The organism is Motilimonas sp. E26, from assembly GCF_021278025.1.
Lineage (GTDB): Bacteria > Pseudomonadota > Gammaproteobacteria > Enterobacterales > CBDFNC01 > Motilimonas.
The window spans coordinates 1-12132 of sequence record NZ_JAIBHJ010000047.1 but is presented as its reverse complement, the minus strand read 5'-3'; the positions used below and the strand labels follow the sequence as shown (position 1 = coordinate 12132).

At 43.6% G+C, this 12132-nt stretch carries 13 protein-coding genes; all 13 read right to left on the bottom strand.

Translation table 11 applies throughout. The annotated features are described in order from the left end of the window. Window positions 1–195 precede the first annotated feature (195 nt). The 13 genes from K1M91_RS20645 to mnmG all read right to left on the bottom strand — a co-directional run bounded on the left by K1M91_RS20645 (window position 196) and on the right by mnmG (window position 11551). On the bottom strand, window positions 196–624 hold the full coding sequence (locus K1M91_RS20645; protein WP_232804153.1) for a F0F1 ATP synthase subunit epsilon: 429 nt from the start codon (window positions 622–624) through the stop codon (window positions 196–198). Window positions 625–641: 17 nt separating this feature from the next. After that, window positions 642–2030, bottom strand: coding sequence for a F0F1 ATP synthase subunit beta (gene atpD, locus K1M91_RS20640; RefSeq protein WP_232804152.1), 1389 nt, complete (start codon window positions 2028–2030; stop codon window positions 642–644). A gap of 33 nt (window positions 2031–2063) precedes the next feature. Further along, on the bottom strand, window positions 2064–2930 hold the full coding sequence (gene atpG, locus K1M91_RS20635) for a F0F1 ATP synthase subunit gamma (RefSeq protein ID WP_232804151.1): 867 nt from the start codon (window positions 2928–2930) through the stop codon (window positions 2064–2066). Between the two features lie 48 nt (window positions 2931–2978). After that, entirely contained in the window at window positions 2979–4520 is a 1542-nt protein-coding gene (gene atpA / locus K1M91_RS20630; protein WP_232804150.1) for a F0F1 ATP synthase subunit alpha, read from the bottom strand. A 12-nt stretch (window positions 4521–4532) separates the two neighbouring features. Beyond that, window positions 4533–5066 carry a F0F1 ATP synthase subunit delta gene (atpH, locus tag K1M91_RS20625; RefSeq protein ID WP_232804149.1) on the bottom strand — a complete coding sequence of 178 codons (534 nt, stop codon included), beginning with the start codon at window positions 5064–5066 and terminating at the stop codon, window positions 4533–4535. Between the two features lie 13 nt (window positions 5067–5079). Next, window positions 5080–5550, bottom strand: a complete 471-nt coding sequence (atpF, locus tag K1M91_RS20620) for a F0F1 ATP synthase subunit B (protein WP_232804148.1) — start codon at window positions 5548–5550, stop codon at window positions 5080–5082. A gap of 33 nt (window positions 5551–5583) precedes the next feature. Further along, on the bottom strand, window positions 5584–5838 hold the full coding sequence (gene atpE, locus K1M91_RS20615) for a F0F1 ATP synthase subunit C (protein ID WP_232804147.1): 255 nt from the start codon (window positions 5836–5838) through the stop codon (window positions 5584–5586). Window positions 5839–5889: 51 nt separating this feature from the next. After that, on the bottom strand, window positions 5890–6666 hold the full coding sequence (gene atpB / locus K1M91_RS20610; RefSeq protein WP_232804146.1) for a F0F1 ATP synthase subunit A: 777 nt from the start codon (window positions 6664–6666) through the stop codon (window positions 5890–5892). Then, window positions 6650–7060 (bottom strand): ATP synthase subunit I, encoded by a 411-nt coding sequence (locus K1M91_RS20605; RefSeq protein ID WP_232804145.1) that lies wholly within the window; start codon window positions 7058–7060, stop codon window positions 6650–6652. The genes atpB and K1M91_RS20605 overlap by 17 nt, the downstream gene beginning before the upstream one ends. Before the next feature lie 216 nt (window positions 7061–7276). After that, window positions 7277–8194, bottom strand: coding sequence for a ParB/RepB/Spo0J family partition protein (locus K1M91_RS20600; protein ID WP_232804144.1), 918 nt, complete (start codon window positions 8192–8194; stop codon window positions 7277–7279). A 9-nt stretch (window positions 8195–8203) separates the two neighbouring features. Then, window positions 8204–8995, bottom strand: a complete 792-nt coding sequence (locus tag K1M91_RS20595; RefSeq protein ID WP_232804143.1) for a ParA family protein — start codon at window positions 8993–8995, stop codon at window positions 8204–8206. 35 nt (window positions 8996–9030) lie between these two features. After that, window positions 9031–9651 carry a 16S rRNA (guanine(527)-N(7))-methyltransferase RsmG gene (gene rsmG / locus K1M91_RS20590; RefSeq protein ID WP_232804142.1) on the bottom strand — a complete coding sequence of 207 codons (621 nt, stop codon included), beginning with the start codon at window positions 9649–9651 and terminating at the stop codon, window positions 9031–9033. A 10-nt stretch (window positions 9652–9661) separates the two neighbouring features. Next, the gene (mnmG, locus tag K1M91_RS20585) at window positions 9662–11551 is read right to left on the bottom strand and encodes a tRNA uridine-5-carboxymethylaminomethyl(34) synthesis enzyme MnmG (protein WP_232804141.1); all 1890 of its coding nucleotides are present in this window, start codon (window positions 11549–11551) and stop codon (window positions 9662–9664) included. Window positions 11552–12132 lie beyond the last annotated feature (581 nt).

Below are 12132 nucleotides of genomic sequence, written 5' to 3'. Positions count from 1 at the left end.
CCTTGCGCTGTGCCGTCTCAGTGGTTGCGCATTATAGGGAGATTCGATTCTGGTGCAAGGCTTTTTTTGAAGTTTTTCACACTTTCGTCATAATCGTATAAATATAGAACTATATGACTACTTAACGCTCAAGATTGCGCTTTTTAGACATAAAAAAGGCGACCCTGAGGTCGCCTTTTATTCATTTGCAGAGTATTAACGTCTAACGTGTTTTGTTAGTTCGATAACACGAAGCTTAGCAATCGCTTTTTGTAGCTCAGCTGATGCGCGAGCAAAATCAACATCACCATGTGATGTTTTGATCTTGTCTTCTGCAGCACGTTTCGCTTCTTCTGCTTTTGCTTGATCCAAGTCTTCGCCTCGGATAGCAGTATCAGCCAGAACGGTTACACCGCCAGGTTGTACCTCAAGGATACCACCGGACACGTAAAACACTTCTTCGTGACCGTGTTGTTTAACCAGACGCACCATACCAGGCTTAATAGGCGTTAATAAAGGCGTATGGCCAGGTAAAATCCCTAGCTCACCTTCCGCACCTGAAACCTGGATAGACTCTACTCGACCGCTGAATATTTGCTTTTCAGCGCTTACGACGTCTAAATGCGTAGTCATTTGATTACTCATAACACTCTCCTGCCTAATTACAGGTTCTTAGCTTTTTCCAGCACAGAATCGATGTCACTTGCGTAAAGGAATGCTTGCTCAGGAACATCATCGTAGTCCCCAGCTAATAGACCTTTAAAGCCACGTAGCGTTTCTTTCAGAGGTACGTAACAACCAGGGTTGCCAGTGAATACTTCTGCTACATGGTACTCTTGCGTTAGGAACTTCTCGATTTTACGTGCACGGGCTACGATTAGCTTATCTTCTTCAGATAGCTCGTCCATACCTAGGATAGCAATGATGTCTTTCAGCTCTTTATAGCGCTGAAGAATACCTTGCACACCACGTGCTGTGTCATAGTGCTCTTGACCAACTACTAGCGGGTCTAGCTGACGAGAAGTAGAGTCTAGTGGATCGATTGCTGGGTATAGACCTAGCGATGCGATGTTACGAGACAATACAACTGTTGCATCCAAGTGAGCAAACGTTGTTGCTGGAGATGGATCCGTTAAGTCATCCGCAGGTACATATACCGCTTGAATAGACGTGATAGAGCCCGTCTTAGTCGAAGTGATACGCTCTTGTAGTACACCCATCTCTTCAGCAAGAGTTGGCTGGTAACCTACCGCAGATGGCATACGACCTAGTAGTGCTGATACTTCCGTACCCGCTAGTGTGTAACGGTAGATGTTATCTACGAAAAGTAGTACGTCACGACCTTCGTCACGGAACTTCTCAGCCATTGTTAGGCCCGTTAGTGCTACACGTAAACGGTTTCCTGGAGGCTCGTTCATCTGGCCGTAAACCATGGCTACTTTATCAAGTACGCCAGATTCTTCCATCTCGTAGTAGAAGTCATTACCCTCACGAGTACGCTCACCTACACCAGCAAATACAGAAAGACCCGAGTGCTCTTTTGCGATGTTGTTGATAAGTTCCATCATGTTAACGGTCTTACCAACACCAGCACCACCAAACAGACCAACTTTACCACCTTTAGCGAATGGACAAATTAGGTCGATAACCTTGATGCCTACTTCGAGTAGCTCAGTGCTGCTTGACTGGTCTTCATAAGAAGGCGCAGCGCGGTGAATTTCATATTTTTCATCTGTCGCAATAGGACCAGCTTCATCGATTGGCTCACCTAATACGTTCATGATGCGACCTAGGGTGGCTGTACCTACAGGAACCGCGATAGGCGCTTCTGTATTTACCACTTCTAGACCACGTTGTAGACCCTCTGAAGAACCCATCGCAATGGCACGAACAACGCCGCCACCAATTTGCTGTTGAACTTCCATCACAAGGCCTTGGTTTTGACTTTCGCTTGTGACTTTCAGTGCGTCGTACACTTTTGGTACGCTGTCTTGTGGAAACTCGATGTCCACAACTGCACCGATAATCTGGACGATTTTACCAGTACTCATGTCAATTCCTCTAAAACCTTCATTAAACCTTGCTTAAACTGCTGCAGCGCCGCCACAAATCTCAGATAGTTCCTGAGTAATGGCTGCTTGACGAGCTTTGTTCGCAACTAGTTGTAGATCATCTATCAGGTTACCAGCGTTGTCGGTTGCAGCTTTCATTGCCACCATACGTGCCGCTTGTTCACAGGCTAGGTTTTCAACCACACCTTGATAAACCTGAGATTCAACAAAACGATTCAGCAACGTGTCTAAAATAGACTTAGGTGCTGGCTCGTAGATGTAATCCCAACTGTGCTTACTTAACTCTTCGTCATCTTCAGCTTTTGGCAAAGGCAGTAACTGATCGATAGTTGGCTTTTGCACCATGGTGTTAACAAACTTGTTATACACCACAAACAAACGGTCAAGCTTACCTTCATTGTACGCATTCAACATTACTTGAACCGAACCAATCAGGTCATTCACTGATGGGCTATCGCCCAAACCGCCTGCTTGTGCTACTACCTTACCGCCATGGCTATTAAAAAATGCAGTTGCTTTATTACCGATAACAGCAATATCCACTTCTGCATTTTTGTCCTGCCAATCTTTCATGCCTTTAAGGGCCTGCTTAAACAAGTTAATGTTTAAACCACCACATAAGCCACGATCAGTAGAAACGATAATGTAGCCAACGCGCTTAGCTTCCCTTTCTTCTAAGTAAGGGTGCTGATATTCCAGCTTACCAAGTGCGATGTGACCGATCACTTTGCGCATTGTTTCGGCATAGGGACGGCTGCTTGACATACGCTCTTGCGCACGTCGCATCTTAGATGCTGCAACCATCTCCATGGCGCCAGTGATCTTTTGAGTGTTTTTAATACTCGCGATCTTGTTACGTATTTCTTTAGCGCCGGCCATTTTGTAACTCCTATATGATTAAATACTGACTGCTAATGCAGTTCAGCTTTACCAGGTTTGAGTTGATTTAAAGCTTTCTAAGATACTTGTTAGCTTAGCTTCAATCTCACCGCTGTAATCACCTGATTCATTAAGAGCTGCAATGAAATCGCCGTGCTCGTTCTTCGCATAAGCTTGTAATGCAGATTCGAAATCTAATACTTTGCTTAGCTCAACGTCGCGTAAGAAACCTTTCTCAGCAGCAAACAATGACAGACCTTGTTCAACAATTGACATCGGTGCGTATTGGTGTTGCTTCATCAACTCGGTTACTTTTTGACCGTGGTCAAGCTGCTTACGCGTCGCTTCATCAAGGTCAGAAGCAAACTGAGCAAAGGCTGCTAGTTCACGGTACTGTGCAAGTGCAGTACGGATACCACCAGACAGCTTTTTAACCAGCTTAGTCTGAGCGCTACCACCTACACGAGATACTGAGATACCTGGATCTACCGCTGGACGAATACCGTTGTTAAACAGTTCAGTCGTTAAGAAGATTTGGCCGTCAGTAATAGAGATTACGTTTGTTGGTACGAACGCAGATACGTCACCCGCTTGAGTTTCAATGATAGGTAACGCAGTCAAAGAACCGGTTTTACCTTTCACTTCACCGTTAGTGAATTTTTCTACATAGTTTTCGTTAACACGAGCAGCACGCTCAAGTAGACGAGAGTGAAGGTAGAATACATCACCTGGGTATGCTTCACGGCCTGGTGGACGCTTAAGCAATAGTGAGATCTGACGGTAAGCAACAGCTTGCTTAGATAGATCATCATATACGATCAACGCGTCTTCACCACGGTCACGGAAGTACTCACCCATGGTACAACCAGAGTAAGGCGCTAGGTATTGTAGTGCAGCTGCTTCAGAAGCAGAGGCAACAACAACGATAGTGTTAGCTAGCGCGCCGTGCTCTTCAAGCTTACGAACCACGTTGGCAATAGTCGACGCTTTCTGGCCGATTGCAACATAGATAGAGTAAATACCTGAATTTTTCTGGTTAATGATCGCATCGATTGCGATAGCGGTTTTACCTGTTTGACGGTCACCGATAATCAGCTCACGCTGACCACGACCCACTGGAATCATCGCATCGATTGCTTTCATACCTGTTTGAACAGGTTGGTCTACCGATTTACGCTCGATTACACCCGGTGCAATCACTTCGATTGGTGAAAAGCCGTCATTTTCAATTGGACCTTTACCATCGATAGGTTGACCTAGGGTGTTAACCACACGACCTAATAGACCTTTACCTACTGGAACCTCAAGGATACGACCAGTAGATTTAACTTTTTGACCTTCGGCTAGATCCTGGTAAGGACCCATTACAACCGCACCAACTGAGTCTCGCTCAAGGTTTAATGCAATTGCATAGTTACCGTTAGGTAATTCGATCATTTCACCTTGCATACAGTCAGCAAGGCCATTTATACGAAGGATACCGTCACTTACAGATACGATAGTACCTTCATTTCGAGCTTCACTCACAACGTTGAAGTTTTCAATTCGTTGTTTGATCAGATCACTGATTTCTGTGGAATTCAGTTGCATGCTCATTCCCCGTTAGGATTGCAGTGAGTCTGCTAGGCGGTCAATTTTACCGCGAACAGAACCATCAATAACTAAATCACCTGCGGTGATTACTAAACCCGCAATAAGCGACTTATCGACACTACAATTCAGCTTCACTTTGCGTGCGAGACGTTTTTCCAAAGAAGCAATAATATCAGCCTCTTGGCCCTTGGTTAGTTCAGTCGCCGAAACTACAACAGCTTCAACTTCTTGCTTAAACTCAGCCACTAGGCCAAGGTAAAGCTCACTTACCAAAGGTAAAACGCTCAAGCGTCCATTTTCAGCCATCACCTTAATTAGGTTCTGACCGTTCTCATCGAGTTGACCTTCACAGATTGTTAAAAACATCTCAGTCAACTCTGCGCCGGCTCTATCACCTTTTAGCAGCTGAGCTACGCTTTCGTTTTCTGCTACTTGTGCAGCAAAAAACAGCATCTCAGCCCAAGTTTCGGTGTTACCTTTTTCAACGGCAAAATCGAAAGCTGCTTTAGCATAGGGGCGAGCGATTGTAGTCAATTCAGACATAAGCCCCGCTCCCTTAAAGTTCAGCTACAAGTTTGTCAATGATGTCAGCACTTGCCTTAGCATCAACAGAACGCTCGATGATTTTCTCAGCACCCGCAATAGCTAGAACCGCAAGTTGTTTGCGAAGCTCTTCTTTTACACGGTGACGTTCAGCTTCAATTTCAGCTTGGCCTTGCGCGATAATCTTGGCGCGCTCAGCTTCCGCTTCATTTTTAGCTTCATCGATAATTTGGTTTCTACGCTTGCTCGCTGCATCAATTATATCTGCTGCTTGTGCTTTCGCTTCTTTAAGCTGTTCGCCAGCTTTAGCTTGCGCTAGTACAAGATCTTTTTCTGCACGACTTGCGTCGGCTAGACCATCAGCAATTTTCTTCTGACGCTCTTCAATCGCATTCATCAGTGGTGGCCACACGAACTTCATGCAGAACCATACAAATAATGCGAATGAGATCGCTTGGCCTAGTAGGGTAGCGTTAATACTCATAACGACACACCTCCTTAATTAAGGAAACTAATATTAGCCAAGTTGACTTAGGAATGGGTTTGCAAATACGAAGAACAGTGCAACACCCACAGCAATCATAGAGATCGCATCAAGTAGACCAGCAACGATGAACATTTTAGTTTGTAGTGCAGGCGCTAGCTCAGGTTGACGAGCAGAAGCTTCTAGGAACTTACCACCTAAGATTGCGAAGCCGATTGCAGTACCTAGTGCAGCCAGACCGATCATGATTGCAACAGCGATAGCAGTAAAGCCGATTACAGTTTCCATTTTTCTCTCCGTTTGAATAAAACTTTTTTGTAAAAAAATTAATTAAAAAATTTAGTGATCTTCATGAGCCATACTGAGATATACAATCGTCAGCATCATGAAAATAAAGGCCTGTAGTACAATTACTAAAATATGGAAAATAGCCCAAGGTACAGAAAGTACGAATTGGCTCCACCATGGTAGTAATGCAATCAGAATAAAGATCAACTCACCTGCGTACAGGTTACCGAACAAACGAAGCGCTAACGATATAGGCTTCGCAATCAAGGTGACTGATTCCAATACAAAGTTAATTGGAATAAGCGCCCAGTGATTGAAAGGTTGTAGGGTTAATTCTTTCGTAAACCCTTTTATTCCCTTAACCTTAATGCTGTAGTAAACAATCAAGAAGAACACACTTAGGGATAAACCTAGTGTAATGTTCAAGTCAGTTGTCGGTACAATTTTTAGGTAAGGAACACCCATCTGTGCGGCGGCATGAGGTATAAAGTCAACCGGTATTAAGTCCATTGTATTCATCAGGAAAACCCAGACGAATATGGTTAAACCTAGTGGTGCGATAACCGGATTGCGACCATGGAATGATTCTTTCACCACACCGTCTACAAACTCCACTAGCATTTCAATAAAACATTGAAGTTTACCAGGGACACCAACCGTTGCTTTTTGCCCAACCTTGTAGAAAACCCACAAGAACAGAGCACCTAAGCCTACTGAAAACAGGAGTGAGTCAATGTGCCAAGTCCAGAACCCTTCACCCACTGCCAAATTGGTCAGATGGTGTTGGATATAACCGGAAGCTGTTAATGCTTCACCTTGAGCAGCCATTTTTCATCCCGCTGTTATGGTTAAAAAAGAAAGGAATACTCCATTGCGCAACCAACGCCACAGCAAAAGCCAAATAAAGCGAAAAAATATCTAACTCCATCCATGCTAATGCGATGGCCAGCATCACAATAGTTAGTATTAACTTCACCACCTCTCCGAGGTACAAGCTCATGACCACACTTTTTGATTGTCTTGCACCTGCATAAGCAAAAGCGAGCCAAACAAAAACTAGGTTCGGAACAATGTAAATAGCACCGCCGACTAATGCAGATAAACCTGCATGCAGTCCTGATGCCAATCCACAGATAAGTGTTACCGCTAACACCAATAATGCCTGAAAGCCAACATGTTTCAGTGCAGCCTGACGGCTTTGATCCACTAACTTCCCAGACACTCAGTTCTCCCAGCTTAGTTTAATGTTTGTGAATGAATTATTAACACTTGGATAATACAATCATTCAACTGTACAAAAAACGCCACAAATTATACTTGGAAAGTGATTGAATGCAACTCGGGAAAGCATTGATTACAGGGGTTTTGCGGGAATTTGAGATACGCGGGACTTCACAAAAAGCTAATTGCTTTGCAAAAGCCCCGTTTTACACGACTTTCAGCCGTTTTCTGGCATAAATTTACCTAAAATATCGTCCAACTCAGTCACAGATTGATAATCAATAACTAACTTGCCAGAGCCTTTTTTTCCTTGTTTTATAGATACTTGCGAACCTAAAAAGGCCGAAACCTTAGATTCGATAGAAATAAGGGCTGGATCCGCTTCTTTTTTCGGTTTTTCCGAAACTGGAGCTTGTTGTTGCTTAATTAATTTTTCCGTTTCACGAACCGTCAACCCCTTAGCAACAACTTGCTGTGCTATTTCCGATTGTAGTTCACCAGTCAAACCTAAAAGCGCTCGCGCATGCCCCATATCTAAGTCACCATGCTCTAACAAGATTTTAACATCATCATTCAAACTGTTAAGTCTAAGTAAATTTGTTACAGTGGTACGTGACTTACCAACCGCCGTCGCCACTTCTTGATGGGTCAATTCAAACTCTTGCATCAAACGCTGTAATGCCACCGCTTCTTCCATGGCATTTAAATCTTCACGCTGAATATTTTCGATCAACGCAATTGCGACAGCAGCTTCATCGCTAGCATCTTTCACCACACAAGGCACAGATGTAAGGCCCACTTGTTTAGCTGCACGCCAGCGACGTTCACCGGCAATGATTTCATATTGCTCATCACCCATTTCACGAACAATGATTGGCTGAATAACCCCTTGCACTCGAATCGAGTTAGCAAGCTCTTCAAGGGCATCGGGTGACATGTCTTTACGTGGCTGATATTTACCCGAATGAAGCGCAGCCACCGGTAAATCGCATAAACGGCCTTGTGTTTCATTGGCTCGCTGCTGTGCATTATCTCGACTAATATCAGCTTGAACTTGAGCATGACGAGCAGCTGTACTGGTTCCTAGTAAAGCATCTAAACCTTTACCTAAGCCGCGTTTTTTAGGAAGTGTCATAACCAGCCTCTAAGCATGAACGAGTTGAGTTTGTTGTTGTTCTTCGCGGCGTAATATCTCACCCGCTAATGCTAAATATGCTTTAGCACCATTTGAACCTTTATCGTAATACATTGCCGGCGCACCAAAACTAGGGGCTTCAGCTAGACGGACATTACGTGGGATCACAGTGCGGTACACTTTTTCACCAAAATGAAGTTTCAGTTGATCCGATACGTCTGACGATAAGCGGTTACGAGGATCGTACATAGTGCGCAAGATACCTTCGATTTTTAAATCGCTATTAATGACGGCAGCCAGCTTGCTAATGGTATCAACTAATGCCGTTAAGCCTTCTAACGCATAATATTCACACTGCATCGGTACTAATACTGAGTTAGCCGCAGATAAAGCATTGACCGTCAACATATTCAATGAAGGTGGACAATCGATAAACACATAATCGTAATTATTCGCTTCGGCTTCAAGCATAGAGCGCAAACGAGTCTCTCTGGCAAAGCAATCCATCAGCCTTATTTCGGCAGCGGTAACATCACCATTGGCAGCAATGAGGTGATAACCACCAGAAGTTTCCTTCACTACCGCCTCAGAAATCGGTTTTTCATCAATTAATACATCGTAAGCTGTCGCCCCCACATTGTACTTATCAACACCACTACCCATAGTGGCGTTACCTTGAGGATCGAGATCTATAACCAGTATTTTGCGCTTAGTAGCGGCTAGTGAAGCGGCGAGGTTGACACAAGTGGTGGTTTTTCCAACACCGCCTTTTTGGTTGGCAATCGCTATTATTTTTCCCACGATGTTCCCTATAGAACAGCTTGCCGGAGCAGGCGTTACACTTTTTTAATCAAAACCAGATGGCGTTGGCCTTCTAACTCTGGAACGGTTAACTTGTGCGTAGCCACTAATTCAAAACCATCTGGTAAGTTTGCTATTTCCTCATCAGGTAATAGCCCCTTTAAGGCGATAAAAACGCCCTGTTTCGCAGGTAGATGAGGACACCATTTCAACATGTCGTGTAAGGATGCAAACGCACGACTTAAAACCCCATCAAATCCTGCCTCATCATGAAACTCCTCGACACGGCTTTGTACTGGCGTGACATTTTTAATGCCTAGTTCTAACAGCACTTGGCGAATAAAGCGAATTCGTTTACCTAAGCTATCAAGTAAAACAAATTCTTTATCGGGATTCATAATGGCTAAAGGTAGGCCTGGTAAACCAGGTCCGGTACCAACATCGATAAAGCGTTGTCCTTGTAAATAAGGGCTAACCACGATGCTATCAAGAATATGTTTTACTAACATGTCTTCAGGGTTACGCACTGAAGTCAGATTGTACGCCTTGTTCCACTTATGCAGCAAGTTGACCAAGGCAATCAGCTGTGATTTTTGTTGATCGGACACCGATAAATCAGTCTTTTTTATCAAATTGTCCAGTTTTTGTTCTAGCACGAGTAAACCCTTAACCAGCTTTACGTAATAAGCCTAATTTTTTTAAATGAATTAATAAAATAGAAACTGCAGCAGGGGTAATACCAGAAATACGAGAGGCCTTACCGACTGTTTCTGGACGTGCATCTGCTAACTTAGCTTTCACTTCATTAGACAAGCCTGAAATAGTTGAATAATCAAAGTCAGTTGGCAGAGCGGTATGCTCGTTACGTTTTTGACGATTAATTTCTTCTTGCTGGCGCTCGATATAGCCTTGGTATTTAATTTGTATTTCAACTTGCTCGGCGGCTTGTGCGTGCTCAAGTTTAGGCCCTAATGCTTCAATTTCCATTAAAGAATCGTAAGTCAACTCGGGACGACGCAATAACTCTTCTAGTGAGTGCTCACGGGTTAATGGATTTTTTAACTTAGTATTCAATTGGTCAAGATAAGGTGAGCCCATATGCGCCCAAGTTGCTTTTAAGCGTTGTCGCTCTGTCTCAATGAGTTCCAATTTTTCATTAAATGCTTGCCAACGAACATCATCCACTAAACCAAGTTCACGACCTTTGGCGGTTAAACGAATATCAGCGTTATCTTCACGTAGTAGCAAACGATACTCGGCGCGACTAGTAAACATACGATAAGGTTCTTTGGTACCTAAGGTTGAAAGATCGTCAATCAGTACGCCAATGTAAGCTTGATCCCGCTCTGGACTCCAGCCCTCTTTGCCTTGTGCGCTTAATGCTGCGTTCATACCAGCTATCAAACCTTGTGCACCAGCTTCTTCATAACCGGTAGTGCCGTTGATTTGACCCGCAAAGAATAAACCTTGAATAAACTTATTTTCAAAAGTTTGTTTTAAGTCACGTGGATCGAAGTAGTCATACTCAATAGCATATCCAGGGCGTGTGATATGTGCGTTTTCAAAACCTTTCATTGAGCGAACAATTTGAACTTGAACATCAAACGGTAGACTTGTTGATATGCCATTAGGATACAACTCATGAGTGGTTAGTCCTTCCGGCTCAATAAAGATCTGATGGGATGATTTATCCGCAAAGCGCATCACTTTGTCTTCAATGGAAGGGCAGTACCTTGGCCCGATCCCCTCAATCACACCTGAATACATGGGGCTGCGATCTAAATTGTTGCGGATCACTTCATGAGTACGATCATTGGTATGAGTAATAAAACACGGGATCTGAGTCGGGTGATCACGACGAGATCCTAAAAATGAAAATACCGGTGTTGGATTATCACCCGCTTGCACTTGTAACTCAGAGAAATCAACAGTTCTAGCATCAATACGGGGTGGTGTACCTGTTTTTAAGCGATCTATGCGCAGTGGTAATTCGCGTAAACGATGAGCCAATGAGATCGATGGTGGATCGCCAGCTCGGCCACCACTGTGATTAACCATACCAATGTGGATTAGGCCATTTAGAAAAGTACCTACGGTTAATACCACAGACTTAGCTCCGATCTTCAGACCCATTTGGGTTACTACACCAACAACACGATCGTTTTCAACAATCAAATCATCACAAGCTTGCTGGAAGATTTTTAAATTTTCTTGGTTTTCTAGTTTGCTACGGACAGCGGCTTTGTACAGCGCTCGGTCTGCTTGTGCTCGTGTGGCACGAACGGCTGGGCCTTTGCTTGAATTAAGGGTTCGAAATTGAATGCCTGCAAGATCCGTGGCTTGCGCCATGATCCCACCCAGTGCATCGATCTCTTTTACCAAATGCCCTTTGCCAATGCCGCCAATTGCTGGATTACATGACATTTGGCCAAGGGTATCAACGTTATGAGTTAACAGTAACGTGTTTTGTCCCATTCGAGCAGCAGCAGCAGCGGCTTCTGTACCAGCATGGCCACCACCAACAACGATCACATCAAAATACTCGTGGTAATTCATATATCCTCAAAACAGCATAGATCTAAAAAACAGCCGCGCATTCTAACCCTTAATCGCGCTGGGGAGAAGGATCAAATGATCATTAAAAAAATCCCTTTGGATCTAAATAAATATATATAGATCTTTAAAGATCTTTCTTATTAGATCTTAATATTAGATCTCACGTGATCCGTGGATAACCCCCTTTATGATCATGAGATCAAGATCTTAACCTTGATCATCTCATGTGGACAGGGTGGGATCTGCCTCCGTATATGCTGAGCTTAACTTGATGGTTTATCCACAGATGGTAATTGATTGTAAACTATATAGAGGATAACTAATGGTTAATAAGAGCTTAGATCTATACTTATACACATAAAATGATGTGGAAAAGATCGTCTTGTTGATGATTATTGTCTGCTGTGAGAAGGGTATTAGGCTGCTTACCTGGCTGTTTGTTACTTCAAGCTGAATTAAAATATGAGCAAAGCCGGAAAAATTAGCTTGGTTTTACTCATATTCGCTAGGGCGTGTTGATCTTTCGCGATGGATTTTTGAGCAGCATGGTAAAGGGTTATAATTTGCTTCGCCAAAAGTAA

Excerpts from the sequence above, each read along its gene's own strand:
- K1M91_RS20645 (WP_232804153.1), bottom strand. The coding sequence starts at position 624 with ATGAGTAATCAAATGACTACGCATTTAGACGTCGTAAGCGCTGAAAAG.
- atpD (WP_232804152.1), bottom strand. The coding sequence starts at position 2,030 with ATGAGTACTGGTAAAATCGTCCAGATTATCGGTGCAGTTGTGGACATC.
- atpG (WP_232804151.1), bottom strand. The coding sequence starts at position 2,930 with ATGGCCGGCGCTAAAGAAATACGTAACAAGATCGCGAGTATTAAAAAC.
- atpA (WP_232804150.1), bottom strand. The coding sequence starts at position 4,520 with ATGCAACTGAATTCCACAGAAATCAGTGATCTGATCAAACAACGAATT.
- atpH (WP_232804149.1), bottom strand. The coding sequence starts at position 5,066 with ATGTCTGAATTGACTACAATCGCTCGCCCCTATGCTAAAGCAGCTTTC.
- atpF (WP_232804148.1), bottom strand. The coding sequence starts at position 5,550 with ATGAGTATTAACGCTACCCTACTAGGCCAAGCGATCTCATTCGCATTA.
- atpE (WP_232804147.1), bottom strand. The coding sequence starts at position 5,838 with ATGGAAACTGTAATCGGCTTTACTGCTATCGCTGTTGCAATCATGATC.
- atpB (WP_232804146.1), bottom strand. The coding sequence starts at position 6,666 with ATGGCTGCTCAAGGTGAAGCATTAACAGCTTCCGGTTATATCCAACAC.
- K1M91_RS20600 (WP_232804144.1), bottom strand. The coding sequence starts at position 8,194 with ATGACACTTCCTAAAAAACGCGGCTTAGGTAAAGGTTTAGATGCTTTA.
- mnmG (WP_232804141.1), bottom strand. The coding sequence starts at position 11,551 with ATGAATTACCACGAGTATTTTGATGTGATCGTTGTTGGTGGTGGCCAT.